The 25,695-nt window shown below is 53.4% G+C and carries 22 protein-coding genes; 12 read left to right on the top strand and 10 right to left on the bottom strand.

Annotated elements, in window-relative coordinates; genetic code table 11:
- The first annotated feature begins 14 nt into the window (after window positions 1–14).
- Together ACP4QI_RS11725 and ACP4QI_RS11720 are read left to right on the top strand one after the other, a co-directional pair.
- Window positions 15–1,475 (top strand): glycoside hydrolase family 1 protein, encoded by a 1,461-nt coding sequence (locus ACP4QI_RS11725; protein WP_426494571.1) that lies wholly within the window; start codon window positions 15–17, stop codon window positions 1,473–1,475.
- A gap of 84 nt (window positions 1,476–1,559) precedes the next feature.
- Window positions 1,560–3,107, top strand: coding sequence for a carbohydrate porin (locus tag ACP4QI_RS11720; RefSeq protein ID WP_445730290.1), 1,548 nt, complete (start codon window positions 1,560–1,562; stop codon window positions 3,105–3,107).
- A 413-nt stretch (window positions 3,108–3,520) separates the two neighbouring features.
- Here the strand turns inward: ACP4QI_RS11720 and ACP4QI_RS11715 are convergent, their stop codons facing one another.
- Window positions 3,521–4,315, bottom strand: a complete 795-nt coding sequence (locus ACP4QI_RS11715) for an AraC family transcriptional regulator (RefSeq protein WP_200020414.1) — start codon at window positions 4,313–4,315, stop codon at window positions 3,521–3,523.
- Between the two features lie 87 nt (window positions 4,316–4,402).
- On the opposite strand from ACP4QI_RS11715, the gene ACP4QI_RS11710 reads away from it, so the two are divergent.
- Window positions 4,403–5,593, top strand: a complete 1,191-nt coding sequence (locus ACP4QI_RS11710; RefSeq protein ID WP_426494572.1) for a CynX/NimT family MFS transporter — start codon at window positions 4,403–4,405, stop codon at window positions 5,591–5,593.
- Window positions 5,594–5,670: 77 nt separating this feature from the next.
- Here the strand turns inward: ACP4QI_RS11710 and ACP4QI_RS11705 are convergent, their stop codons facing one another.
- Window positions 5,671–6,603: a LysR family transcriptional regulator gene (locus ACP4QI_RS11705; RefSeq protein WP_426494573.1), complete on the bottom strand. Its 933-nt coding sequence runs from the start codon at window positions 6,601–6,603 to the stop codon at window positions 5,671–5,673.
- A 128-nt stretch (window positions 6,604–6,731) separates the two neighbouring features.
- On the opposite strand from ACP4QI_RS11705, the gene ACP4QI_RS11700 reads away from it, so the two are divergent.
- From ACP4QI_RS11700 to ACP4QI_RS11690, 3 genes are read left to right on the top strand one after another with little or no spacing between them, the layout of a single operon-like run.
- Complete coding sequence (locus ACP4QI_RS11700) at window positions 6,732–8,129, top strand: amidohydrolase family protein (protein WP_426494574.1); 1,398 nt, start codon at window positions 6,732–6,734, stop codon at window positions 8,127–8,129.
- Between the two features lie 14 nt (window positions 8,130–8,143).
- The gene (locus ACP4QI_RS11695) at window positions 8,144–8,611 is read left to right on the top strand and encodes a DMT family transporter (protein WP_325827128.1); all 468 of its coding nucleotides are present in this window, start codon (window positions 8,144–8,146) and stop codon (window positions 8,609–8,611) included.
- A 57-nt stretch (window positions 8,612–8,668) separates the two neighbouring features.
- Window positions 8,669–9,529 (top strand): SMP-30/gluconolactonase/LRE family protein, encoded by an 861-nt coding sequence (locus ACP4QI_RS11690; RefSeq protein WP_426494575.1) that lies wholly within the window; start codon window positions 8,669–8,671, stop codon window positions 9,527–9,529.
- Window positions 9,530–9,717: 188 nt separating this feature from the next.
- On the opposite strand, the gene ACP4QI_RS11685 is transcribed toward ACP4QI_RS11690, so the two are convergent.
- Together ACP4QI_RS11685 and ACP4QI_RS11680 are read right to left on the bottom strand one after the other, a co-directional pair.
- Window positions 9,718–11,457, bottom strand: coding sequence for a glycoside hydrolase family 3 protein (locus ACP4QI_RS11685; RefSeq protein WP_445730289.1), 1,740 nt, complete (start codon window positions 11,455–11,457; stop codon window positions 9,718–9,720).
- Between the two features lie 608 nt (window positions 11,458–12,065).
- A complete protein-coding gene (locus ACP4QI_RS11680; protein ID WP_156263886.1) occupies window positions 12,066–13,385 on the bottom strand; it encodes a 6-phospho-beta-glucosidase in 1,320 nt (439 codons plus the stop codon).
- Window positions 13,386–13,517: 132 nt separating this feature from the next.
- Between ACP4QI_RS11680 and ACP4QI_RS11675 the strand changes: the two genes are divergently transcribed.
- The 6 genes from ACP4QI_RS11675 (at window position 13,518) to ACP4QI_RS11650 (ending at window position 20,033) form a co-directional block, all read left to right on the top strand.
- The gene (locus tag ACP4QI_RS11675; RefSeq protein WP_285111874.1) at window positions 13,518–14,420 is read left to right on the top strand and encodes a LysR substrate-binding domain-containing protein; all 903 of its coding nucleotides are present in this window, start codon (window positions 13,518–13,520) and stop codon (window positions 14,418–14,420) included.
- Window positions 14,410–14,898 carry a copper-binding protein gene (locus tag ACP4QI_RS11670; RefSeq protein ID WP_426494576.1) on the top strand — a complete coding sequence of 163 codons (489 nt, stop codon included), beginning with the start codon at window positions 14,410–14,412 and terminating at the stop codon, window positions 14,896–14,898. The genes ACP4QI_RS11675 and ACP4QI_RS11670 overlap by 11 nt, the downstream gene beginning before the upstream one ends.
- 46 nt (window positions 14,899–14,944) lie before the next feature.
- The gene (locus ACP4QI_RS11665) at window positions 14,945–16,963 is read left to right on the top strand and encodes a protein-disulfide reductase DsbD family protein (protein WP_426494577.1); all 2,019 of its coding nucleotides are present in this window, start codon (window positions 14,945–14,947) and stop codon (window positions 16,961–16,963) included.
- Complete coding sequence (gene dsbG / locus ACP4QI_RS11660; protein ID WP_285128681.1) at window positions 16,963–17,718, top strand: thiol:disulfide interchange protein DsbG; 756 nt, start codon at window positions 16,963–16,965, stop codon at window positions 17,716–17,718. The genes ACP4QI_RS11665 and dsbG overlap by 1 nt, the downstream gene beginning before the upstream one ends.
- A gap of 116 nt (window positions 17,719–17,834) precedes the next feature.
- Window positions 17,835–18,806: a GlxA family transcriptional regulator gene (locus ACP4QI_RS11655; RefSeq protein WP_142489616.1), complete on the top strand. Its 972-nt coding sequence runs from the start codon at window positions 17,835–17,837 to the stop codon at window positions 18,804–18,806.
- 141 nt (window positions 18,807–18,947) lie between these two features.
- Window positions 18,948–20,033 (top strand): LLM class flavin-dependent oxidoreductase, encoded by a 1,086-nt coding sequence (locus ACP4QI_RS11650; protein ID WP_285128683.1) that lies wholly within the window; start codon window positions 18,948–18,950, stop codon window positions 20,031–20,033.
- A 46-nt stretch (window positions 20,034–20,079) separates the two neighbouring features.
- Here ACP4QI_RS11650 and ACP4QI_RS11645 read toward each other — a convergent pair whose 3' ends face one another.
- The 6 genes from ACP4QI_RS11645 to ACP4QI_RS11620 form a co-directional block, all read right to left on the bottom strand.
- Complete coding sequence (locus tag ACP4QI_RS11645) at window positions 20,080–20,628, bottom strand: cysteine hydrolase family protein (RefSeq protein ID WP_142489614.1); 549 nt, start codon at window positions 20,626–20,628, stop codon at window positions 20,080–20,082.
- A gap of 102 nt (window positions 20,629–20,730) precedes the next feature.
- Window positions 20,731–21,714 carry a GlxA family transcriptional regulator gene (locus ACP4QI_RS11640; RefSeq protein ID WP_285111791.1) on the bottom strand — a complete coding sequence of 328 codons (984 nt, stop codon included), beginning with the start codon at window positions 21,712–21,714 and terminating at the stop codon, window positions 20,731–20,733.
- 325 nt (window positions 21,715–22,039) lie between these two features.
- The gene (locus tag ACP4QI_RS11635; protein WP_156263878.1) at window positions 22,040–23,002 is read right to left on the bottom strand and encodes a LacI family DNA-binding transcriptional regulator; all 963 of its coding nucleotides are present in this window, start codon (window positions 23,000–23,002) and stop codon (window positions 22,040–22,042) included.
- Between the two features lie 67 nt (window positions 23,003–23,069).
- Window positions 23,070–23,984, bottom strand: a complete 915-nt coding sequence (locus tag ACP4QI_RS11630) for an ROK family protein (protein WP_426494578.1) — start codon at window positions 23,982–23,984, stop codon at window positions 23,070–23,072.
- A gap of 55 nt (window positions 23,985–24,039) precedes the next feature.
- Entirely contained in the window at window positions 24,040–24,345 is a 306-nt protein-coding gene (locus ACP4QI_RS11625; protein WP_156263876.1) for a PTS lactose/cellobiose transporter subunit IIA, read from the bottom strand.
- A gap of 24 nt (window positions 24,346–24,369) precedes the next feature.
- A complete protein-coding gene (locus ACP4QI_RS11620; protein ID WP_285125782.1) occupies window positions 24,370–25,695 on the bottom strand; it encodes a PTS sugar transporter subunit IIC in 1,326 nt (441 codons plus the stop codon).

Genomic DNA, 25,695 nt, shown 5'->3' with positions numbered 1-25,695 from the left:
AACGCGGGGTTCTTATGTCTAAATTTCCTGATAATTTTTACTGGGGAGGCGCAATCGCGGCCAATCAGGTTGAAGGTGCCTGGAATATTGATGGTAAAGGTGCATCTGTTTCCGATCTGATGACGTATAAGCCAAATATAGATGTCAAAAATTTTGCCTCTCATCATCAGTTCACTACACGGAGCGTTCAGGATGCCATGAGTGACAATAGTGTAGAGTTTTACCCAAAGCGGCGTGGCATCGACTTTTATCACCAGTATAAAAATGATATCGCCCTTTTTGCCGAAATGGGATTTAAAGTTCTCAGAGTATCAATTGCATGGACAAGATTATTCCCGACAGGTGAAGAATCCGAACCCAATGAGGCCGGTATAAATTTTTACCATAATCTCTTCGATGAATTAATCAGGCAAGGTATCGAGCCACTGGTAACACTGCATCATTATGAGATGCCCGCTGCGCTTTCACTTAAATATAATGGCTGGCAGGATCGTCGTGTCATTAGTCTTTTTACACGATTCTGTCGGACATGCTTTTCTGAATACGGTAATAAAGTCAAGCTCTGGCTGACATTTAATGAAGTTGATTCAATCATTCGCCATCCGTTTACCACGGCCGGTGTGCTTGAAGATAACTGCGGTGATATTTCATTTGAACAGGCCTGCTATAACGCATTACATCATCAGTTTGTTGCTTCCGCCCTGGTAACCCGTCTGTGCCACGATATGTGTAAAGGCGCCAGAATCGGTTGCATGCTGACCAAAACGATGACATATCCCTATTCCAGCCGTCCTGAGGATGTTGCTGCGTCACAGCTTAAAAATCTGAATAACATGTTTTATTCTGATGTGCAGATGCACGGCCGCTATCCTGAAATGATGCTCAGAATGCTTGCTAACAGAGGGATCACCCTGCCCTTTGCAGAGGGTGACGTGCAGACACTTGCTGATAACCCGGCGGATTTTCTGTCCTTCAGTTACTATATGACGAGATGCGAATCTGACGATCCCGACCTCGAACGTACTCCCGGTAATACCACCCTTGGCGTAAAAAATCCCCATCTGAAATCCAGCGAATGGGGCTGGCAGATTGATCCCATAGGTTTACGGGTTTCTTTAATCGAGCTGTACGACCGTTACAGAAAACCGCTCTTCGTGGTCGAAAACGGGTTAGGAACGCGGGATACGGTGGAGCCCGACGGCAGCATTCATGACTCTTACAGGATTGATTATCTCAGGGCGCATCTGAGAGAAGCTAAAAAGGCAATTGATTCAGGCGTGGAATTAATTGGCTATACGTGCTGGGGTCCTATTGATTTGATAAGCGCCGCGAACTCACAGATCACAAAACGATATGGCTTTATTCATGTGGATCTTGATGACATGGGGCACGGGAGCGGAGTTCGTCGGAAAAAAGATTCATTTGAGTGGTATAAGGAAGTTATCCGTACTAACGGGGCCTCTCTGGAACAGTAATCAGTAAAATCATTCACTCACGGCCCGTGATTATTTAACGGGCCTTTACTTGTTTTATTTATCTCAACCCTACCGGAATTAATTATGTTCATCAGGAATTCATTAGCCGGGGTAGCAGGAATGATTTACTGTTCCACCGGATTTGCAACGGGCATGACTATCGAAGAACGGTTAGCAGCTCTTGAAACCCAGATGCATCAATATAAAAAGGAGGCTGAAAAAAGTAATGCAGAATTGAAATTTTATAAATCCCGCTTTGAAAATATGCCGGACGGTAATCCCGCCACGGCTAATACGGTGCCGGATAAATCAACTCCGCAAAAGACTGTTTCAGCTCATAATAAGCCTTCAAAATCCGGGCATGATTTGGATGACCTTACCAGACGTATCAGGGATGATATTGGCTTTACCTATACAGGCTATCTGCGCGGAGGCTGGGGCACATCCGATCGCGGATCGCCAAGGTCATTTGCCATTGGCTCTCTGGGACGTTTCGGTAATGAATACACAGGATGGTATTCCCTCACATTTGGTCAGAAAGTTTATGATCAGGACGGGCGAACCGCCAGGGCAGTGGTCAAATTTGACGGGAACTCCAGCCAGTCAGACAGTTCGGCGCCTTTCGGGTCCGGGGACAGCCGCATGCAGTTTCTTGATCTCTTCCTTGATACGAAAGGTTTTATTCCTGCGTATCCGGACAGCGGTCTTTGGGCCGGACGGCGTTCGCTCCCGCCTTATGAAATCCAGATGCTGGACTGGAAAGCCTACAAATCTGATGCTGCTACGGGAGCGGGAATTGAGAATTTTCCCTTGTCGGCCGGTGCGGTTAATCTGGCCCTGTTACGTAAGGACGTATCTGTTATCGATCCGGTCAGCCACGCATTTTACAATACTTTCAACGTGAACAGCCTCGATGTTCGCTGGCGAAATATTCCGGTTAACGAAACGCTGAATCTTGAACTCAGCGCGAAATACGATCTTGTGAACAACTCAGGCGATTCAGCAGATACCCCGCCAGAATACAGACCCCGTGATTCCTGGATAGCCTCCCTGATAGCCAAAAAGACGTACAGTGACAACAGCTTCAATGATTATGTCATTCAGGTAGCGGATAACTCTTTTGCCAGTTCATTCATGCAGCTGACAGGAGATGTACAGTACGCATACGGTAATAACTATGAGGGAGAACACACTGGCGGAAAAGCCATCCGTTTTATTACCCAGGGGGAAAACTATCTGTCCGAGAATATTCTTCTGGCAAACACCTTGGTCTATGGCATCGGTAAAGACCTATACAGCCGGGATACGGGAGCCCATACGGATTTCAGCTCGCTGAGAATGGTTGCCCGGCCGGCATGGATCTGGGATAAATTTAATCAGACCGGGCTGGAATTAGGCTATTTCAATCAGAATAATAAACTGAGTTCGGGGTCCTATAAGGAGTCAGGCTATAAGACAACGCTTTATCATGCTCTCAAGGTGGATACCAGCATACTCAAATCCCGGCCCGAAATACGCTTCTATGGTACCTATCTGAAGGTACTGGATAATGCTATCGACGATTTTTCTTTCGCCCGGCAAAAATCCGATCAGTTCAGTGCGGGAATACAGGCTGAAGTGTGGTGGCGCTAATCCTGTAAAAGCAGCCGGAATGAGCCCGGTCAGCGTCGCTGTATGAACGCTCTGCTGCGCCGGCTCTTCTCGGATCTTTAAATTCCCTTTAGCAGAAGGCGGTAAAGTACCGGCTTACTTACAGGCTATGCCAGCGCTCCCTGTCCGCATCGTTAAACACAATTTCGGCAATAAAAAAATTTATAGTGCTATAAAAAGCAATAATCCCCATTAAGCAACAATCACATTCCATTAGTGCATTTCCAGCATCAGTGCTTCTCTTCTCTTCCACAGATCCGAAAACCCCAAAAGCCGGATCTCTACCGGTGCTATGTCAAGTAACGCGTTATGTTTGATTCATGGGGGACAGGCAGCTATGAGCGAAAAGCGGACCCTGGCGTTCTTTATAAAAATCCGGTTTGTGTTGTTTTGCATTAGTTTAGAGACGAAAAATATTGCGTCGGTGATTTACCCAGTGCTTTTCTGAACATCGTAATAAACGCGCTGACCGAATCATATCCCAGCATTCCGGCGACGCGCTGCACGGACTGACCTTCTGCAAGATGGCTCAGGGCTATCATCAAATGCAGTTGCTGACGCCAGCGACCAAAGCTCATTCCTGTTGCCTCTTTTATCCGTCTGGCCAGAGATCGCTCGCTGATGGCCAGATGAGCAGCCCACTGCTTTAACGTTCGCCGGTCATCAGGCTCATTAAAAAGTGCCTCAGCCATTTTCCGGATTTTAGGATGATCCGATACGGGAAGATGGAGCGCTTTAACCGGCACATCCGGAATATGTTCCAGCAGCACTGCTGCGAGCCTGGCGGTTTTACTGTCAGGAGAATAAACCTGTCCCTGCTCTGCAAGATACAGAACAAGCTCGCGGACCAGAGGCGTAATCGCCAAAGTACAGCAGATTTCCGGCATCACCGCCGCGCCGGGTTCGATAAACAGAAAGCAGGTATCTGCATTCTTCGTAATCCGGCAACTATGAGGGATTTCACCCGGAACCCAGACTGCATGTCCCGGTGGAACAAGCCACAGCGCATCCTCAACCTCACAGCTCACTGCACCGCGCAAAGAGAGAATAAGTTGTCCCTTGCGATGAGTGTGCGGACTCTGCCCGGCATACTCGCCTGACGATGATACATGCAGGGCAATAGCAGCCTGACTGAAAGCATCGGCGTTAAACTCCTCCGGCGAGGTCACGGTTTTTTTATTAACTGGCATGATTTAGCTATATGTTGTCAGGTTATCTATATTCTGTAACTCATGCTTTCTTTAAAGTCTTTCTTTTTTCCAGAGAAAGCAAAATTTATGTCCCACACGACGAACAAGTGGTCTTCAGTCATACTTGTGACCGGCATCCTTTTTATCGCCATTAACCTGCGTGTTCCTTTTACCGCTATCGCACCCGTTTTAGAGTCTATTCGCCATGATTTTGGGCTAAGTATCACAGCCGTTGGGTTGCTTAACTCGCTACCTTTACTGGCCTTTGCCGCCTTTTCTCCCCTGAGCGCATCCATCTCCCGCAAGTACGGTCTGGAACGCACCCTTTTTGGTGCTCTGGCCGTGATTTCAACGGGCATCCTGCTTCGCTCCACAGGCAGTGTCTGGGCGCTTTATGGCGGAACAGTATTGATAGGTATCGGGATTGCCCTGGGCAATGTCCTGCTGCCTGGCCTTATCAAGCGTGACTTTTCTGGCAGAGTGGCTTCCGTGACGGGGGCATATTCCATCACCATGGGTGCCGCGGGTGCCATTGGTTCAGCCATTGTCATTCCTCTGACGCAGAGCTGGGGATGGAACATCGCGTTAGCCATGCTGGTTATAGCACCGTTCCTTGCGCTGCTTTTATGGTTGCCCCAGTTAACGAATAAGCATCAGCTGCCAGCAGCGGGTGAGAAAAAAGCAGCGACCGTCGCGGTCTGGCGCTCGCCTCTGGCATGGCAGGTCACCCTGTTTATGGGCCTGAATGCGATGCCGTTTTATGTTGCGGTCGGCTGGCTGCCAGCTATTCTAACGGACAGTGGACTCTCCTCAGCTCAGGCTGGTGAGGTACACGGCATCCTTCAGCTGACCACCGCCATTCCCGGCCTGATTCTGGCGGCCACGCTGCGTCGTCTCAACGATCAGAAATTAGCTGCTGCTGGCGTCAGCCTGTTAACCGCAGTGTCCTTTATCGGCATCCTGTATCTGCCGGGTATGGCGATGCTGTGGGCCGCGCTTCTCGGCTTCGGCTCAGGTGCCAGCATGATGCTGGGTCTGACATTCATCGGGCTGCGTACTAAAAACGCGGGTGATGCTGCCGCCTTGTCAGGCATGGCGCAGAGTGTCGGTTATCTGATGGCGGCGATGGGTCCGCTGTTGCTGGGCAAAGTACAGGAGTTGTCCGGAGGCTGGACGGTGCCATTACTGATGACCGCAGCAATCGCAGTCGCAGGCGCCTGCACCGGAATGGCTGCCGGACGAAACGCTCACCTGGAACCTGCACTGCAGCCGGGCTGAATTCACAGACACAGCAGGGGAACGTTCAGTTCCTCTGCTGAGGGGGTTATTAATTGTCGTACTGAAGAGCCGTCCTCTTACCGGAGCCGTCTTTTACCGGAAAGACCTTTCTCACCTGAGCCTTCGTTGAAAAGTCCGGAGATCCAGTCAGCAAAAGCACGCACGGCGGGAGAGAGAAAACGCTGATGCGGATAGAGCATCGTTACCGGCACGGAGGGGGGCTGCCAGTCTGCCAGAACCTCGATCAGTTTGCCTTGCTGCAGATTCTCCGAAATCACATTCTCAGCGAGCTGCGCCAGCCCAAAACCTTCAAGACACAGTCTGATGTAGAGTCCCGTTTCGTTAACGGCTGCATCCCCCTCAACCGGAACAGAAAAGGCCTCAGTGCCTCGTGTAAAACGCAGTTCATTAGTGCGTCTTCCAGAACCGGAAAAGTAATGAATCGCCCGATGTTGTGACAACGCTTCAGGCGTCTCAGGGACACCGAACTTCCTGAGATAGTCCGGTGAGGCGCAGGTTACCCAGCGAAACCGGCCAAGCGGACGGGCAACCAGTGTGGAGTCCGTTAATTCACCGGTTCGTATGACGCAATCAACCCCTTCCTGCACAAGATCGACCTGCCGATCGCTCACACCAATCATCAGGTAAATATCCGGATAAAGCCGGTAAAAGTCTTTCAGGTGGGGCATGACGATGAAATGGGCGATCCCACCAGGCATATCAACCCGCAGCCGCCCCTGAGGGCGTCTGAGGGAATCAGTCAGGCTGGATTCACTATGCTCAATCAGCGACAGGATTTCCCGGCACTGCGCCAGATACTGCAGGCCTTCAGGAGTAAGGCTGACCCGTCTTGTCGTGCGGTTCAGCAGGCGCACCTGCAGGTATTTCTCCAGGTTTTTAATCGTGCTGGTAACGGTGGAAGAAGGCAGTGAAAGTGTTTCTGCCGCGCGAACAAAACTCCCAGCTTCAGCAACCCGCGTGAAAACCTGCATAGCCTGAATCCGATCCATCGTTCTGCTCCGGGTAAAAGTGAGTCTGATTGTTCGAGAATTATGAATTATGAAAACACTTTACGCATCTTTTTCAGGCTAATGGTGTGGCGTATCGTTTCCCCATTGATCAGGAAAGAGACAAGTTTATGGCCGGTTACATCAGAAATATTGTTAACAATCAAAATGTCACTTCACAGGCTACGTTGGTTCGTGGCGCGACGATACTGAGCATGGACGAGAACATCGGTAACATTGAGCGTGGTGATATTCTCATCAACGGCTCAACGATTACCGCCGTGGGCCAGAACCTTGATGTGCCGGGTGCGCATATCATTAATGCCACCAACATGATTGCCATGCCGGGAATGGTCGATTCTCATCGTCATGCATGGGAAGGACAGCTGCGCCGCATTAATCCAAACGCCACCTGCCTGGACGACTACAGCAACGCCACACACTTCTCGTTCGCTAAATATTACCGTCCTGCCGATATCTATGTCGGCAACCTGCTGACGGCGCTGGGCGCTATTGATGCGGGCATCACCACAATGATTGATAACTCGCACAACAGCCGAACTGCAGCGCATGCAGATGCCGCCGTCGAGGCCCTGCTTGATACCGGTATTCGCGCCATTCATGCCTCCGGTGCACCGGTAGCCGGCGAATGGGATAAAGCGCACTGGCCAGGAAACTGGCAGCGTCTGCAGGAGAAGTATTTCACCGACAACCCCGAAAGCCTGGTCACTCTCGCCGTCATGGCCCAGCTGGAGCCAGAGTTGTGGGCCGAGGCCCGCAGGCTGGGGCTGTCGATTGTCACGGAGTTCTTTGGCGCTGAGATGGGGGCTGAACTTGAGTCGCTGCATCAGCAGGGGCTTCTGGGGCCGGACAATATTTTCAATCACTGCACAGCGCTGCCTGACCGGGGATGGGAAATTCTGCGGGAAGCGGGTGTGCGGGTAAACGTCTGCCCACGCTCAGATTCGCACTATGGCATCGAAAGCGGGATGTTCGCCATTGAGGCCGCGCAGCGTCATGGCATCAAGCCTGGCCTGAGCGTGGACAATGAAACGTCGTACAGCACCGACATGTTTATGGAGATGCGCGTCGCCTTTTACCTGCAGCGGGTAATGGGCATGCATCAGCAGCCGTGCTGCGATGCTGAACAAACGCTGAAAACGCTTCCGGCGGCGCAACTCCTTAAAGCCGCGACTCTTGATGGTGCGGCCTGTGCAGGGCTGCAGGACAAAGTGGGCAGCCTGACGCCAGGCAAGCAGGCTGACCTGGTGCTGATTAACGCCAGTGATCTCAACCTGTACCCGTCCGGAAATGCCTTTGGCACGGTGGTACATGCCGCCGAGCGCAGCAATATCGATACCGTCATGATCGGCGGGCGCATCGTTAAACAGAACGGTAAGGTGCTAGGCGTAGACAGCGCGCGACTGCGTGCGGCGATTGATGAGTCGCGTGAGCACCTGTTTGCCGCCTCTGGCTACCAGCCTGACATTTTTGCTGACGCCTTCCTGCCGCTGGAGCAGGCAGACTGACCGGGATGAAAAGCATGATTTATTACGTAATCGCGTTTGCCGCAGGTCTGGGGATCACCCTGCAGACAACCCTGAACAGCCAGCTGGCAAGGGGACTGGAAGGTGATCCGGTCACTGCGGCGCTGTTTTCCTTTACGGCGGGCGCATTCAGTCTGGGGATTTACGCACTGCTCAGGGGCGGGCTAATGACATCGCTGGCGGCGATCCCGTCACAACCCCTCTGGAGTCTTGCGGGCGGCCTGATAGGCGCATGTGCCCTGTTCAGCTATGTCGTGTTGGCGCCGAAAATAGGATTTTCAGCTCTGCTCGGGCTGGCGATTGTCGGACAGTTACTTTCCTCGCAGATGATTGACCATTTTGGCTTGCTGGGCGCTGTGCAGCGCCCGGTTTCGTTAGTCAGGCTGGGGGGAATGGTTGTCATGCTACTCGGACTTGCTGTCATGCTTTTCGGCGATCGGCTCTCTGCACGTTTTCTGCAGTAACTGCGTTATCCACTTTTGCCATCGTGCAGTACGATCTTTTATATCCGGAGGATTAACATGTTTTCAATTGCAGCTGAGGTCAGGAATACGCTGGGAGAATGCCCGCTGTGGTGTGAAAGAACCCGCAGGCTCTACTGGACTGACATTGAAGCCAGTGAACTTCTTGCCATAGAAGAAGGTAATGATGCTGTGATGCGCTGGTCGCTGCCTGAACGTCTTGGCTCCTTTGCCCTGACTGAACAGGATCACATTCTGCTGATGGGATTCGCGACAAGGCTGGCTTTCTATGATCTCAACAGCGGATTAATTACCCCTGTGGCTGCTTCACCGGGAGACACCGGCACCCGTATAGGTGATGGACGGTGCGACCGTGCCGGTAATTTTGTCTTCGGGACGATGGATGACGAGTATCCCGTTAAAGTCATCGGTAAGTTTCATCGACTCAATGCGGCAACGCTGACTGTTGAGACGTTTGCATTGCCCGATGTCGCTATACCGAACAGCATCTGTTTCAGCCCCGATGGTGGCACGCTCTATTACTGTGACTCGATGCAGGGTCGGATAATGTGCTGCGATTACCCCTCGCTGCAAAACCAGCGCGTGTTCACCAAAATCGAAGGCGGCGGCGCGCCTGATGGTTCCTGCATTGATGCGCAGGGCTATCTGTGGAACGCAGAATGGGGCGGCAGTCGGGTTGTCCGATACAGTCCGGGGGGAGAAATACACAGCATTCTTTCTGCTCCAGCCCTCCAGACAACCTGCCCGGTGCTTGGTGGTTCGTCACTCAACACACTTTATTGTACCAGTGCCCGGGTAGGTCTCGCAGAGCCAACCGCTTATGACGGTGCGCTTTTCAGCATTCGGTCACCTTTTTTTGCCGGATTACCAGAAAGCCGATTTGCAGCGCACAAAATATAACTTCTGGCATTTGATCAGATTCAGGCTGAGAGAAAGCGTCCGCTTCTGGCACAAAGCGGCCTGAACGCTATTTATCAGGCGGCAGCGTCTGAATCCGTTGTAGATTGCTACCTACAATCAAAAAGCCGTAAGCAGTTTCCCGCCTACGGCTACAGGAGGCAATCACAGACCTGTTTAAACGCTGCGTATCAGCGTGAAAGCCCGAAACCTAACGCATACAGCGGAGCGTGCAGATCGCCCGGTACGGAAGGGTCCTGTTTCAGCACGGCCTCCATAGACGAAGGCAGCGCAAAGGGCAGGCGGCCTGAATAAGGGGCATCCGATGTCAGGCGTGAAAACAGCACCTCGTCACTCAGGCCAAAGTTAGCAATAAACGCCTGCGTTTTATCGGTGACGTCTGTCAGTACCGCCGGTCTTTCCATATACATTGTCATCACGACCGGCACCTTGCGGGCGACAGCGTTCAGGGTTTTCATGACCTCACTGTCGGCCTTATATTCCAGGGAGCCTTCATGATGGCGGCGACCGAAAAAGTAATTGTAATGGGGTTGTTCAAAAGGTGCGGATGTGCGCATTACCGCGATCTGCGCCTCTTCCGGGCGATCGACCACAATCAAACCGGCATTCTTTGCCGCAGCCGCTTCGGCGCCATAAAGCCAGACGCGGGTTCCCGGTTTGAGGGGCAGGACATTCTTGTTCTGTAACAGAACCAGAGAGTGCCTCTGCGCCTCGTTAGCTTCTTTCTGCGTCTCCTCGCGGCCCACAATATCGTCAGCCTTTGCAGCATCGACGTAAGGCTGCTCGAACAGGCCAAGTTCAAATTTTTGCCTCAGGATGCGCTTAGCGGACTGGTTGATGCGACTTTCACTGACCAGGCCTTTTTCGACGGCCCCGGTGATGATGTCTGAATCCGTGACGCCGCCGAACTGATCGATCCCCGCGTCGATTGCCATAACGAACCGCTGCTCTTTGGTTAAGGACTCCACACCCCAGGGCATGCCGCCTGTGACCGGCTTTTTGTCCTCGGGAGCGCCATTGACGCATTCGTCATCGCAATCGTTGGTGATTAACCAGTCGCTGATAATCACGCCGTTAAATTTGTACTCGCCCCGCAGTAAATCGGTTAACAGAAAATGGCTGTAGCCTGCGGCTACCGGCTCCGGGGATTTACCGTTCAGGTTGACGCCTTTTAACACCGAATACGTGGGCATCACTGCCGCAACCCGGGATTCAAAAGCGCCTTTAAAAGGCACGATATGGTCTTCGAGATTATTGGTTTTGAAAACGACGTTTTTGCCATAGGCGTTATGACCATCCCAGCCGTTCTCGGCGGCACCGTAACCCATCCAGTGTTTAACCACGGCCGCTACGCCGTGCGGATTGAGCCCCTGGCTGCCGTTCTGCATGCCGGTGATATAACCCCGGACCAGTTTCCTTGCCAGCTCAGGATCTTCGCCAAACGTTCCGCTGATGCGCGCCCAGCGCGGTTCGCTGGCGATATCAGCCTGAGGAGAGAGGGCCTCGGTGATCCCCACAGCGCGGTACTCCTGGCCAATTCTGCTGGCAAACTGTCTGGCAAGGCTTTCGCTCCCGGCGGCACCAATCCCGATGGGTTCCGGCCACTGGCTGAATTTACCTGCCGGATTGCTGATACCGGCCAGCGCCTGGTAAGAGTTTCGTGGATCGGTACTGACCGTCACCGGAATACCCAGCCGGCCGCTCTCTGCAATTTCCTGTAAATGGTTGTTCTGTTCGGCAAGACGACGCGGGTTTTTGCCGCCAAGCCGCGTCAGGATGCTGTTGATATGCGCATCAACGATCATTTTCCGGGCAGCGTTCAAATCGTAGACATCACCATTGCCGAAGTTATTTTCGCTTACGGGCCCTGTGCCATGCATCATCAGACCGGCTTTTTCCTGCAGCGTCATTCGCCGGGTTAAATCTTCTGCCCGCTGCGCGGGAGTTAAACGCCAGTCCTCATACGGGTTAAGCTTTCCGTCACGATTCAGATCTTTAAACTGATAGCCATCCTGTGTCAGCAGGGGAGCCGTTATATGTCCGAGGCCAGGCTGAGGCATATTTTGGGCGTTTGCCGTTAATGTCGCCGATGCGCACAATATTGCCAGCAATTTATATTTAAAAAGCATGTTGTTGTTTTGCATATATCTTCTTGGTCCCTGCGTTTTGCCTGTAAGTAAATGAATGATAACGAATGAAAACACCGTTGATGCCCGGATGGTAAAGGGATTCTGCATTTATTTCGATGAGTGAAACAATTCTCCGATCGTGGGTTTGTGACTATGATCTCTGTTTGTTGGGCGACGTTAATAATATTGTCCCGATATTAACGGCATTTGGCCCAATTGCTTTCTGAGATATTTTATTGATTGTCTTTATTGTGTTGTGGTTATTATTTTTGATGTGAGTTATTTAAATAAAAATAATCTGCGTATCAGGAAAGGTGAAAAAGAGAGATTGCTAATGAAAAGCAATAAACGGCTGACTGGCAGCCAGCCGTTTTACAGGTTCTGCGAATTTAAGGGTGTTTGTGGAACGCAGGCATCAGCGCTTTGTTATGCTCGATAACCTCCGCCAGCGCCTTTTCAAGCACCTGGCCGCTGTTGATTAAGGGGTTAATGACCAGCGCACGCCACGCCGTGTGGCGATCGCCGGTAATAGCCGCTTCGATCGTCAGTGCCTCAAAGCTCTTCATCAGCTGGATCAGGCGCAGCGTATCCTCCGGGAAAGGTTCGACGTTCAGCGGAATAGGTCCAGAGCGGGTGATCAGGGAACTCACCTCAACGGCACAGTCATCCGGCAGGCCGGCGATGGCGCCGTTATTGCGCGTGTTAACGTGCATAATGATACGTTTATCGTTGTAGATCGCACTCATCAGTTCACATGCTGCATCTGAGTAATACTGACCGCCACGTCCCTCCAGCGCCTTCGGTTTCTCAGCCAGCTCGGGGTTACGGTAGATATCGAAGAGCTGTTTTTCCAGGGCTTTCACCACTTCGCCACGGGTTCCTTCGCCCTGCGCCTCGCCCAACTCCTGGCGATACATGTCGTCGCTCATATAGTAGTAGCGCAGATAAGGGCAGGGGATCATGCCCAGGTTTTCCAGCAAACCCTCCGGCCATTTGAAAGGGGGAATATTACGTGGGATCAGCGGGTCGTTGCCTGCGGAAATGTTCTGGATTACCTGAGTCAGTTTATCGCGGCCTTCATGCCAGATATGACGTGCGAAAATAAAGTGGTTAAGCCCGGCTACCTGGAGAATAAAGTCATTGACGTCATTGACCCCCAGTAAACTCGCAATCCCTTTTTGCATAATGACCGGCACATTACACAGCCCAACCGTACGCACTTTACTGTGTTTAAGAATGGCTTCGGTGACCATTCCTGAGGGATTTGTGAAATTAAGCAACCAGGCGTCGGGACAGAGTCGCTCCATTTCGGCCGCAATTTCCAGGGCGACAGGAATGGTGCGGCACGCATTAGCGAACCCGCCCAGTCCGTTGGTCTCCTGGCCAATCATGTCGTATTTCAGTGAAATACGCTCGTCGCTGATACGCGCGTCCAGGCAACCGGCCCGGAACTGGGAGCAGACAAAATCGGCATCCTTCAGGGCTTCCTGACGATTCAGCGTTTCAAAAACCGGAATATCCAGACCATTTTTTTCCAGCATTCGTCGGGTGAGGCCGGCGATAATAGCCATCTTCTCCCGACCCTCTTCGATGTCCACCAGCCACAACTCGCGGACCGGAAATTCATGCTGTCGCTTGATGATGCCTTCCATTAACTCCGGGGTGTAACTCGAACCGGCACCGATAACCACGATTTTTAGATCTTTCACCTTCGTGCTCCTTTTTATGATGTCTTTGTCACCACGATTAAAAGGCAGCGAGCACGGCTGGACAAACGATCGTTTCAGGGGTATGCATTAGCTCATTTAATGCATAAAGGCTACCGGACGGAGATTATCACTATGTTAGCTCAGGAAAATCTGCTGGCGCTATTGCATACCTTTGAAATAGCCGCGCATCATCTCAGCTTTACGCGGGCCGCGAAAACGCTCAACCTGACCCAGGGCGCAGTGAGCCAACGCATACGGCATCTCGAAACCCTGCTGGGGTTCAGGCTGTTTCTCCGCCTGACCCGCAAGTTGCAGCTTACCGATGAAGGGGGGCGACTGTTGAACGTCCTGTCCATGTCCCTTAAGCGCATTAATGATGAAATCGAAGATATTCGCGTCCAGGGATTGCGCGGCACACTCTCTGTGGGACTTCCCCCCACGTTTGCTTTCCTGTGGCTGATCCCGCGTTTAGCCGAATTCCGGGCGCGGTGGCCTGGGCTGAATATTAATTTCCGGGTCAGGGCAGGGCTGGTGGATTTCAATCTGGAACGGGTAGATGCTGCGATTTACTACAGCAATCTCCGCTATCCGGATCTCTATTGTGAGCGCCTGGCCGACGAGGCGCTGGTTCCTGTGTGTTCGCCGGCGTTAAAAAATAGCCTCCTGGCTAACGGTGACTGGCCTGCGGATATCCCCTTCATCCATGCTTCTGAGTCAGTGGATTCGCAGGACGTCTTTTCAGAGTGGCGCGAATGGTGTCAGGTCACAAACCAGCCCCTGCCGGTGGAAGAGAATTTTATGAGCTTCAACAATTGTCAGATGGCGATTGAGGCGGCGGTCAGCGGATGCGGGGTGGCGATGGGCAGAAAGCGGCTGATTAAGAAGTACGTTGCCGCGGGCGATCTGGTTATGCCCTTTGAACAGGAAATTCCAGCCGGGCATGGATATGATCTCATTATGCCGCGTGAAAACCTGAACCGACCGGGGATTGTGGCCTTCAGCCAGTGGGTGAAAGAGATCCTGCGTGAAGGGTGAAACTGACCCCTGCCGGAACGCCCGGGCTGGCATTACTTTACAAATTGCCGCTTGCCCGCTGGCGAGTCGCTCACTATTCTCATTGCCCATGACTATCCTGACGGGTCCGACTCAACATAAAAACAGGCAACTTAAAGCGGTCGCGCTTCTGGTGGTTGCCTGTTTTGTCATGCTGATCTGTCTGACCCAGCGGGCCAGTATCCTGCATCACATGCAGGTCAAAGCCGCCGCGCTCTCTTTGACTGCTGACACCAGCCCGCAGGAACTTACGTCGCCAGGGTTGTCACCCTGTGAGCTGAGCGCCCACTCGCTGCTTAGTGCGCAGCCCCTCCATTTCGATACCATTCTGCTCTTACCCGGTCTGCTGGTTCTTGTTTTAGCGGTGCTGCTTAAAATCAGCGTCTTGCCGAGACCGGTGATCTTTTTCCGCCCCCCCTTACTTCGAATACATCTTAAGAACTGCGTTTTCCGTGAATGACTGAACCGGACGTTCCTGTTTAGTCACTTTTTCACGGAGAAAACATATGAAAACCTTTTTCAGGAGCCTGTGGTTCCTGTTATTCAGCCTGTCTGCGGCCTCAGCCGCGGTACCGGGCTGGCCGATAAAGCCTGACAATTTACATGCTCAGGTTCATGTCTGGCACGATGCGCCCGCAGAGGGGAAAGTACGTCTGCTGCTGGACGTGACCCCCAATGAAGGATGGAAAACCTACTGGCGAACGCCCGGCGATGGCGGCTTTCGGCCCGCGATCGCATGGGAGCCGCAGACAAAAACGCAGTGGCACTGGCCCCGACCCGTCCGGTTTGATTCTGCTGGCTTCAGTTCCGTCGGCTACGATCGCCGCGTCGTGTTTCCGCTGGACGTTGCCATCGATGAGCGCCAGCGATTGCGCGGGAAACTGACGCTTTCGCTGTGCAGCAATCTCTGCGTGGTCAATTCCTTCCCGCTGGATATCGACCTGGCCTCCGGTCCGTCAGCGCACTTTGCCGAGGCCTGGGACAACGCGATGCGCGCTGTTCCGCCAGATAACGGCCCGGTGGCGGTTAAATCTGTCGTCGCGGACAATGACACGCTGATTGTGAAACTGACCACCCCGGAAGGCTGGTCGCGGCCCGATCTTTTTGCTGACAACCCGGCCGGGGCGAATCTGTCGCCACCGCAGACAGAGATCCTCGGTGATACGCTGACCGCCCGGTTTAGCGTCAGCGATAAGCAGGGCAACCCGCTGGATGCGTCCCGGCTACAGCAGCTCCCTCTGTTGGTCAGCAATGGTGCGCAGAGCCAGCAGCTCGGGGTCGATATCAGCCCGTCCACCACGCTATGGCAGATCGTGGTTGTGGCGTTAGCGGGCGGGCTTATTCTGAACCTGATGCCCTGTGTCCTGCCTGTACTCGGGATCAAACTCGCTTCGCTGATGACCCTGGCTGAGAGTAGCCGCCGTCAGACGCGGCTGCGTTTTCTGGCAACCGCGGCCGGGATCATCTTCTCATTTCTGGTGCTGGCGGCAGTCATCACCGGCCTGCGGCTGTCCGGTGCCTGGATTGGCTGGGGCTTCCAGTTCCAGAGCCCCTGGTTCATTGCCACCATGGTGCTGGTGACGTGGATCTTCTGTTTCAGCCTGGCAGGTCTGCTTGAGATCCGCCTCCCTTCCGGGCTTTCCACCCGGCTGGCTACCGCCGGTGGTAACGGCATCGGGGGGAGTTTCCTTGAAGGCGCCTTTGCGACCCTGCTTGCCACACCCTGCACGGCACCTTTCCTTGGTACTGCCGTGACCTTCGCGTTAGCCGCGCCCGTGCATCAGCTGTGGCTCATCTTCCTGGTGCTGGGTGTTGGGATGAGTCTTCCCTGGCTGGTAATCAGCATCGCCCCCGGCGTGGCGCGCTGGTTGCCTAAACCCGGCCCCTGGATGGGAAAACTGCGCCTGGTGCTGGTGCTCCTGATGCTGGGATCCTGTCTCTGGCTGATGTCGCTGCTGGTGAAAGAGTGGGGCGCACGCTATGTGCTGATCGGCGGCGGTTTGATGGTGGCGTTTTTCCTTTTCCGCTGCGCGCAGGCCATGCCGAACCACAAAGAGAATCTGCGCAGCCTGGTGTTTGGCGTGCTGTTTGGCGCGGGACTGTATGCTTTTCTGGCTCCCCAGCCCCAGGGGAAGGCCGACTCCCCTCTGAACTGGCAACCGCTCAGTGAAGCGGCGCTCAGTGAGGCGCTGGATGCCAGAAAGCGCGTGCTGGTGGATATTACCGCCGACTGGTGTCTGAACTGCCGGGTTAATGAAGTCCTGGTGCTTCATCGCTCTGAGGTGATTGCTGCCTTAAACCGCGACGACGTTGTGCTGTTGCAGGGAAACTGGAGTCAGCCCTCTGCTGAAATCGAGCAGTTCCTGCGCCGCTACGGCGCCAGCGGCATTCCTTTTAACGCCATTTTTGGCCCTGCCATTCCGCAGGGGCATGTCCTGCCTTCCCTTTTGAGCAAAGACGCGCTGTTGACCACGCTGACGAGGGCGAATCCGGCCCCGTCTCCTGATTTTACTGAGGAAAAATAATGAACAAGATCCTGACACTGTTAATTCTGCTGCTTAGCGCTACCGCTCAGGCGCAGACCGCTGACCTGCCCGAACCTGTTAAACAAATGGAGAAGCAGGGCATTGAAATTATTAAGCCGTTTAGCGCCCCCGGAGGCGTGGAAGGGTGGTTGGGTAAATATCAGGATATGGGCGTAACGCTCTACCTTACCCCGGATAAAAAGCATGTGGTTTCAGGCTATATGTATGATACGCAAGGCAATAACCTGAGCGAGAAAATCATCAATGATGAGATTTATATTCCCGCCGGGCGCGAAATGTGGAAGCAGCTCACCGCCGCGCCGGGGATTTCGGAAGGCAGCGCGGACGCGAAGTGCCAGGTGGTGGTTTTTTCCGATCCCTTCTGCCCCTACTGCAACAAGTTCTGGCATCAGGCCCAACCTTTTATCAAAGATAAAAGTATCAGCACCAAAACGTTGCTGGTTGGCGTGATCCGCCCGGACAGCGCGCAGTATGCGGCGGCAATCCTCTCCGCGAAGGATCCGGCTAAAGCCTGGCATGACCTTGAGAGTAGCGACGGAAAGATTAAACCGGCGCTGCAAGGCAACACGCCGCCCGCCGTGTTTAAGCAGATACAGCAGAATCAGCAGCTTATGGAGCAGACAGGGGCCAGCGGTACGCCTGCCATTTATTACCTGAATAAGGCGCGGGCTTTGCAACAAATCGTCGGCTTGCCTGATGCTGAACAAATGGCCGATCTGGTGGCCTGTAAATAAACCTCTCTCCCTACCCCTGTCCGCACCTTGCGAAAGGTCGCGGACAGGCGGCGAAGTATGTTATTGGTACAGGGCTCTGCTGTCCTTTATATCCCTTTTTTGTCTGCGAGGTTTCCGTGTCTGCGGTTCGTATTGTGGTCCTGGCTTTTGAAGGAGTCAGTCTGTTTCAGCTTTCTGTACCTGCCGTTGCCTTCGGCGTTGTGAATAAGCCCGCAGGTTTCCCGGCCTATGATGTGCAGTACTGCGCGCAGTCCCCGGGGCTAATCATCAGCGATCAAGGGCTACCAATTAGCGTTTCATCCGGTCTGGAGGCGATGGAGGAGGCCGATATTATCGTGGTTCCGGCCTGGAAAGATCCGGAAGAAGAGGTGCCAGACGACATCATTGAGGCGCTGCAAACCGCCAATGCGCAGGGGAAACCGATAGTCGGGTTTTGCCTGGGGGCATTTGTCCTTGGCGCTGCCGGGTTGCTTGCCGGGCGGGAGGCGACGACCCACTGGGTTGCCCGGGAGATTTTTGCCCGCCGTTTTCCTGACGCGAAGTTCCGACCGGATGTGCTGTATGTGACGGATGGCAATATTGTGACCTCCGCTGGCACCGTTGCGGCGTTTGATTGCTGCCTTGAGATGATCCGCCAGCAGCATGGCTCCGATATGGCTAACCGGATCGCCCGCCAGCTGGTCACGCCGCCGCACCGACAGGGCGGGCAGGCCCAGTATATTGAACAACCGGTTCCGCAATTGCCCTGCGTCGGACGCCTGGTTGAAGTGCTGGAGTGGGCCCGGGAACATCTGTCTGAACCCTTAACCCTCGATACGCTGGCGGGCGTGGCGAAAATGAGCCGCCGTACATTTACCCGTCGCTTTCGCGACACAACCGGCACGACCGTCACTAAATGGTTAAATGCCGAGCGCGTGGCGCGTGCCCAGCAGCTGCTGGAAATCACCGAACTGCCGGTAGAGTGCATTGCTTCTGAGGTGGGATTTGGGACGCCGATGTCTTTACGTCTGCAGTTTACGGCGCATCTGGGCACCTCGCCTTCAGAATACCGGCGTACCTTCTGTCAGCGGCGCGGTACACAGGCCTGAACATATCCCAGCGATTGGCCCAATAGTTTCTAATATTGTCATTCAGGTCAATTGTGCCCTGACGTTATTCTCCGCAAAATTTGTCTCCTCTGCGCTACGTCATCCAGACGTAGCCGCCTTATCATTTTGAGGAACGACAGTGTGAATCAGGTCATTTTTGGTACGCGCCGGGGCGGGGCTCCGGTTCCACTTTCCGTGCTGGACTTCGCTATGGCGGGAAAAGGGGTAACGGCGCATGAGGCGCTGTCGGGGAGCATCCGGCTTGCCCGTCTGGCTGATAAGCGTGGTTTTACCCGTTACTGGCTTGCGGAGCACCACGCTATGCCTGGCGTCACTACCCCTTCGCCGCCGTTATTGCTGGCGCGGTTAATTGGTGAAACGACCCATATCCGGCTTGGCGCGGGCGGGATGATGTTACCTAACTTTCCGCCGCTGGTGGTGGCTGAACAGTTCGGATTGCTGGCCTCCCTTGCGCCGGGCCGTATTGATCTGGGCGTCGGGCGTGCCCCGGGAACCGATATGGCCACCGCGTCGGCGCTGCGGCGCGGTGACGTAGGGGCAGACAGTTTCCCGAAACAACTTGATGAGTTAATGCACTTCCTGAAAGGCGATTTCCCGAAAGGGCATCCGTGGCAAAAGGCAGGCGTGTATGCCGTTCCCGGCCCGCTGCAGGATAAAGAAAATGGGGTGCCAGGCGCGTATCAGCGTCCCCCCGTCTGGCTGCTGGGTTCGTCCGACTATTCTGCCCGGCTGGCGGCGCAAATGGGGTATCCGTTTGCGTTTGCTGCGCATCTGGCCGATCAGAACGTCATGATGGCCATCAAGGTCTATCGCCAGAACTTCCGTCCTTCTGCAAATCTTGACCGGCCTTATGTTATTGCCAGTTTTGGTGTGATGGCAGCGGATGATGAGAATGAAGCCCGGCGTCAGGCATGGGCCTATTCCCACGCGATGATGCGCATGAGCACAGGCCGCTCATTTATCGTCCCAACGCCGCAGGAAGCCGAAAACTACGGTTATTCTTCGGGAGAGTTGCAGCTGATTAAAATGTGGAATGCCAAAATCATGAGCGGCACCGGTAACCAGGTGGTTGACCAGCTGGCCGTCTGGCAACAGCGCATTGATGCTGATGAAATTATGCTGCTGAATCTGGGGCACTCTCAGGAGGCAATTTATCGCTCGACGGAACTGATTGCGGATGCCTATGAGATGCCCGTCAACCTTTAACCCCACTTATTAAAAAGCGTCCCTGAAAAGGGACGCTGGCACGGGATTATGCAGACAGATAGTCTGATGTTGACTGGACTTTGCCATAGCCAAACTCAAATGCGGCCATCATCGCAGCATGAACCTGTGCCGCCGGTACAGTGACGCCGCCAAAAGACAGGTCAAGGGTGGCGCAGGCATCATGCAGGACGGTGACCGGGTAGCCCATATCTGCCGCCGCCCGCACGCAGGCATCCACACACATATGGCTCATCGCCCCCACGATAATCACCTCTTCAACGCCTTTCGCATCCAGCTGCGCTTTTAAGTCAGTGTCCCGGAAGGCGTTGACGAAATTCTTCACGATCACCGCTTCATCCGCTGCGGGCTTAACGGTTGGCTGGATCTCCACACCCTCAGTCCCGGGAACAAACACCGGTGCTTCGCCATGAGCGAACTCATGACGAATATGGAAGACGGGGATCTCTTTTGAACGTGCGTCAGCAATAGCAAGCGCTGCGTTATGCGCTGCCGCCTCGATGCCGGTCAGGGGTAATTTACCGCCTGGCAGATATTCGTTTTGCAGATCGATGACGATTAAACCGCGTTGTTTCATTATCTCATTCCTGTTTTATGGCTCATTGAAGCACAAGTTTGACAGCGAAAGGGATAGGGCTGAAGTGGCGTAAACGACATAATAAGGGGTGATATCGCCATTTTATGCCATCTGTTCCTTTGCCTGGCTGGCGCTAAAGCGACGGCGATATTCTCCGGGGGTGAGCCCGACAATGCGGGTGAAAATCTTACGCAGGGCGCCGGGATCGCTGTAGCCCACTTCCCACGCGATGCGATCGAATGAATCGCTGCTGAACTGCAAAAGCTCCTGCGCCCGGCCAACGCGCAGGTGCTGACAATATTCCGTGCTGGTCATCCCGGTTGCCTTCTGAAAGCGGCGCAGAAATGTTCGCTCTTCTAATCCCGCCTGCGCCGCCAGGCTCGACAGGGTGGCATCTTTTGCCTGCGTTGCCTGGAGCCAGTGTTGCACCTTAAGGACCGCCGCGTCGCCATGGGTCAGACGCGGCGAGAAGACGCTGTAATAGCGTTGCTCGCGCCCGGGTGGATCGACAAGCAGCATGCGCGCGGTGTCGATCATCACGGTCGGACCGAGCAGCCGATGCACTAACCGCAAGCCGAGGTCTGTCCAGGACATAAGCCCGCCCGCGGTGATGATCTCGCCGTCATCAATAATGAGCTGATTCACATCAACCTCTATGTCGGGAAAACGCTGGCTCAGTAAATCGGCATAGGCCCAGTGCGTGGTCATTTTCCGCCCGTTCATTAACCCCGTTGATGCCAGGACAAACGCGCCAGCGCATACGGAACTCAGGATAACCCCCTGATTGTGCAGACCGGTAAGCCATGGCGTTAACGCCGGCGTCGTGTCAATGATGGCAGGCTCGCATAAGGTCGGCGGGACGATCATCGCGGAGGGTAACGTCGGGTCGGCTTCAGGTTCCGTATCAAAAACGCGCACAGGAAGGTCTTTCGGGCCAGGCTGCTGCCAGTGTGTCACTCTCAGCAGGTTCGCTTTATTTGCCTGATATTTTTGGGAAAACATGTTGGCCACGCCAAAGAGATCGTTCAGCCCAAGCACGGCAGCCTGCTGAACCCCGGGGTAAAGATACAAACCAATTTCCAGCATAGTTACCTTTGCGAAATGTCGTTTTTGCCATTTAGAGTGTCGTTTCCGACGCTTGTTACCTTAGCATCGTGAGGACAGACTGAGCAAAGGCTCCGGACCATTGAAGCGGAAAACATGACGCTGCCCGTCGCCATTCTGGCGGGACAGGTGAGGGGATACATCACAACTGAAGGCAATATTGCGCACCAGATTTACCAAAAAGCTTCACATCCGATTTTCAGCCAATCTGTAAAATAGCCAGCGGTACACGTTTATAACTTACGGGCATCGCTTGCCTGATGCCCGTAAGGAAATTTAAAAATAAGATATATTTATAAAAACATCATCAGGTGGTGACTTCTGACACCGACGATCGTACAACCAGCCTGCCTACTAAGGTGCGTCCTTCCGGAACAAAAAGCGTATGCCCATCTATAAGCGCCTTAATACGTTTTACGCACTCTTCCAGTAACTGCTCAACAGGATAAGCGATGCATGTTAAAGGCGGATACAGCAGAGAGGCCATCGGTGAATCCTCAAGACTCACAAGCGATACTTCCTGGGGTATAGCAACATTAAAATCACGCAGTAAACGCATTGCTTCAGCGGCATAGCTGTCACGTTTGGCAATGATCGCCGTATATTTTGTAAAGCTATTAATTAATGTCAGCAGCGCCTGCTCAATATTGTTGTTCGCCATGACCAGCAGTTGGCGGTTAAACGGCAGAGAGTAGTTCTGTAATACGCTGCGATACCCTTCCAGCATCTGTTTGCTGGCAGCGTCATCTTCAGCTTCCATCAGCAGGGCAATGTTACGATGTCCTTTTCCCAGTACGTATCGACAGGCGCTTTCGGTGGCAAAGGCGTAGTTGTAGCCCTGGCCAGTGCCTTTAGCCGAAGAATCATCAAAAGCGATTACGTTGCTGGCAACCTCGCGGCTGGGTTTCCCCAGCGTCACGACGGCGACACACTGATGTTGAAGACTTTCAATGGCGGCCTGCTGTTCTGATACGTTATTAACGTATTGAATAATCAGCGACTTATTCAGATTTTTAACCGCCAGGGACAGTTGCGGCAACAGAGTTGCGCTAAAATCAGCCTCATGGGCGGGGAGAACCATACCGACCTGATTTGACGTATTGCTCGCCAGATTTTGCGCAGCAAAGCTGGGACGGTAATTGAGTTCTTCTACCGCCCGTAATACGGCCTCGCGGCTCTCTTCACGAACGCCACGTGCTCCGGTCAGCACGCGCGAAACGGTAGCCCGGGAAACATTGGCTAATTTTGAAACATCATCAATGGTTGTCATGGTGTCGTCTGTATTACGGTGTTCTCCCTATAATAACATAAGTACGGGCAGGATTTAGTCACCTGGTTCAGTTGCCTGTGCTCCGTAAAGGCAACCATGCCGCACCGCGAACGCCGCTGGCATCGCCAAACCTGGCTTTAACGATGGCAGTTCGACATGTCGGTGAAAAAATGTATTTGCCAACGGCCTCTGGAAGATCCTGGTACAGGCTTTCCACGTTCGACAGTCCTCCTCCCAGAACGATGGCATGGGGGTCAAGGATGTTGATGACACCCGCAATACTCCGGGAAAACGCATCGATAAAGTGATGATAATGCGCCACCGCGCGAGGCTCCTTCTCGTGTACCGCTGCCATAATGACCTCCGAACTGAAGGCTGTATCATGACGAGCATTGAAACGACGACTAAAGCCAGTGCCTGAGATATAGCTTTCCACGCAGTTTACATGCTGGCAATAGCAGGGCTCCACCGGGCCATCCAGTTCGTAGCGCCAGCCGGGAAGCGGATTATGACCCCATTCGCCCACAATCGCATTGGGTCCACTTAGTAGTTGGCCGTTGACCACCACACCGCCACCACAGCCTGTACCCACAATGACGCCAAACACCGTACCGTATCCTTTACCCGCCCCATCAACGGCCTCAGACAAGGTAAAACAGTCGGCATCATTGGCCAGAAAGACGGGCTGATCGAGCAACACCGTCAGGTCGCGCTTTAAATTCTCGCCATTGAGCACCAGACAGTTACAGTTTTTAATGAGTCCGCTCAGAGGATCGATCGCCCCCGGTAAACCTACGCCGACCGTAAAGCCGACCTGCGTGGCGGACCGGATGCCATTGATCATCTCTGTCAGGTTATCCAGAAATCCCCGGTAGTTGTCTTTGTAAGTTGGACGGCGTTCACGCAGGACAACAGTGCCGGTAGCGTCCAGCAAGACGGCTTCCATTTTGGTGCCGCCAATGTCCAGGCCGAGATGGTACATAATGCTTCTCCTGAAAAAAGAAGAGAGGCATTGCCTCTCTTAAATCACGCAACACTCAATGACGAGTTCTGTAGATATCAATAAGCTCGGTGACGAGCTCTTTGGCGAGGATGGAGGTCATCAGGTGATCCTGGGCATGTACCATCACCAGCGTCATTTTGGTTTTGCCTTCGCCTTCATCGGCTTCAATAAGTTGGGTTTGCACCAGATGCGCTTCACGTGCGAAATGTTGCGCCTGTTTCATTTTTTCATCCGCATCGGCAAAGTCTCCTGCTTTAGCGCTTTGAAGTGCTTCGAAACACAGGCTGCGGGACTGTCCGGCATTAATGATGATGCCCATAATTTGTTCTTCTAATTCCATAACATCCTCTGGCAGTAAATACGTTTATGCAGTTTCAGATTGACCCACAGGCTGGGCCTGCTCTTTTTCACCAGACTCCTGATTAAGAAGCTGTTTTTCATAAGCTTTCAGGAATGGGTAATACATAATGACCGCCGTTACCATGCAGATTAAGCACATGATGACCGGACTGAATGCCCAGTTGGCGGCCCATGAGGCACCAATTGGGGCTGGCGTTGTCCAGGGTGTCATTGAGACCACACGTGCGACCAGACCCAAATCCAGCGCAAACCATGCCAGCGTGGCATTGACCATCGGAACCAGGACGAATGGAAGGAAGAACAGCGGGTTCATAATCACAGGCGCACCGAACAAAATCGGTTCGTTAATGTTAAACAGGCCGGGAACGACGCCCATACGACCAATGGTGCGAAGATGTACAGCTTTGCTGCGCATAAGTAAAAGCGCCAGCGGGAGCGTAGAGCCTACACCGCCAATCAGCAGATAGTGATCCCAGAACCCCTGCACATAGATGTGGGGGATCGCCGTTCCTGCGGCCATCGCGGCCTGGTTTACAGAGAGGTTTGCCATCCAGAATGGATTCATGATGCCGGTAACGATCAGCGCACCGTGGATACCCGCAAACCACAGGATCTGACACACCAAAACAGACAGCAAAATGGCAGGCAATGTATCAGAAGCCGCGACCAGCGGTTTCACCAATGACATAATAGCTTCCGGGATAATCATCCCGAGCTGCGCTTCGATGAACAGATTCAGCGGATGCAGCGTCAGTACCACCGCCAGCACCGGAATTAAAATCTCAAACGAGCGGGCTACACCGGTCGGCACTTCAGGCGGCAGACGGATAGTAATATTATTGCGACGCAGAAAAGCATACAGTTCGGTAGTATAAATCGACACCAGCAGTGCGGTGAAAATGCCCTGCCCGGAAAAATAGGCTGTTGATACCATGCCATCTTTTAAGGGCGCAGCGACCAGTAAAAAGCCCATCAGCGACAGCATCCCAGACGTCAGCGGGTCCAGCCCATGATGACGTGCCAGGCTAGCAGCCACACCCACTGAGATGAATATTGTCATAATCCCCATGCTGAAGTTAAACGGCAACATCAGGTTTTCACGATGGTCTAATGAAAACTGCAACCAGGCGCGGGCGAAGCCCCAACTGGTATCTGGTGAGAAGGGCGGGAATATAAACACCAGCATAAACGAGCCGACAATCATAAAGGGCAGGGCAAGAATAAACCCGTCACGGATCGAAGTGACATACTTTTGCTGGCCAATTGCACCAGCCATAGGCGTGATTTTTCGCTCTATCACGCTGATTAATTTAGAGTACAGGGCGCTCAT

The organism is Leclercia sp. TB492, assembly GCF_049974505.2.
Taxonomy (GTDB): Bacteria; Pseudomonadota; Gammaproteobacteria; order Enterobacterales; family Enterobacteriaceae; genus Enterobacter; species Enterobacter adecarboxylatus_C.
The sequence above is the reverse complement of the archived record's forward strand: the minus strand, read 5'-3'. Positions and strand labels throughout refer to the sequence as shown.

Coding starts and splice junctions, on each gene's coding strand:
- ACP4QI_RS11725 (WP_426494571.1), top strand. CDS start 15: ATGTCTAAATTTCCTGATAATTTTTACTGGGGAGGCGCAATCGCGGCC.
- ACP4QI_RS11720 (WP_445730290.1), top strand. CDS start 1,560: ATGTTCATCAGGAATTCATTAGCCGGGGTAGCAGGAATGATTTACTGT.
- ACP4QI_RS11715 (WP_200020414.1), bottom strand. CDS start 4,315: ATGCCAGTTAATAAAAAAACCGTGACCTCGCCGGAGGAGTTTAACGCC.
- ACP4QI_RS11710 (WP_426494572.1), top strand. CDS start 4,403: ATGTCCCACACGACGAACAAGTGGTCTTCAGTCATACTTGTGACCGGC.
- ACP4QI_RS11705 (WP_426494573.1), bottom strand. CDS start 6,603: ATGGATCGGATTCAGGCTATGCAGGTTTTCACGCGGGTTGCTGAAGCT.
- ACP4QI_RS11700 (WP_426494574.1), top strand. CDS start 6,732: ATGGCCGGTTACATCAGAAATATTGTTAACAATCAAAATGTCACTTCA.
- ACP4QI_RS11695 (WP_325827128.1), top strand. CDS start 8,144: ATGATTTATTACGTAATCGCGTTTGCCGCAGGTCTGGGGATCACCCTG.
- ACP4QI_RS11690 (WP_426494575.1), top strand. CDS start 8,669: ATGTTTTCAATTGCAGCTGAGGTCAGGAATACGCTGGGAGAATGCCCG.
- ACP4QI_RS11685 (WP_445730289.1), bottom strand. CDS start 11,457: ATGACGCTGCAGGAAAAAGCCGGTCTGATGATGCATGGCACAGGGCCC.
- ACP4QI_RS11675 (WP_285111874.1), top strand. CDS start 13,518: ATGTTAGCTCAGGAAAATCTGCTGGCGCTATTGCATACCTTTGAAATA.
- ACP4QI_RS11665 (WP_426494577.1), top strand. CDS start 14,945: ATGAAAACCTTTTTCAGGAGCCTGTGGTTCCTGTTATTCAGCCTGTCT.
- dsbG (WP_285128681.1), top strand. CDS start 16,963: ATGAACAAGATCCTGACACTGTTAATTCTGCTGCTTAGCGCTACCGCT.
- ACP4QI_RS11645 (WP_142489614.1), bottom strand. CDS start 20,628: ATGAAACAACGCGGTTTAATCGTCATCGATCTGCAAAACGAATATCTG.
- ACP4QI_RS11640 (WP_285111791.1), bottom strand. CDS start 21,714: ATGCTGGAAATTGGTTTGTATCTTTACCCCGGGGTTCAGCAGGCTGCC.
- ACP4QI_RS11635 (WP_156263878.1), bottom strand. CDS start 23,002: ATGACAACCATTGATGATGTTTCAAAATTAGCCAATGTTTCCCGGGCT.
- ACP4QI_RS11630 (WP_426494578.1), bottom strand. CDS start 23,984: ATGTACCATCTCGGCCTGGACATTGGCGGCACCAAAATGGAAGCCGTC.
- ACP4QI_RS11625 (WP_156263876.1), bottom strand. CDS start 24,345: ATGGAATTAGAAGAACAAATTATGGGCATCATCATTAATGCCGGACAG.
- ACP4QI_RS11620 (WP_285125782.1), bottom strand. CDS start 25,695: ATGAGCGCCCTGTACTCTAAATTAATCAGCGTGATAGAGCGAAAAATC.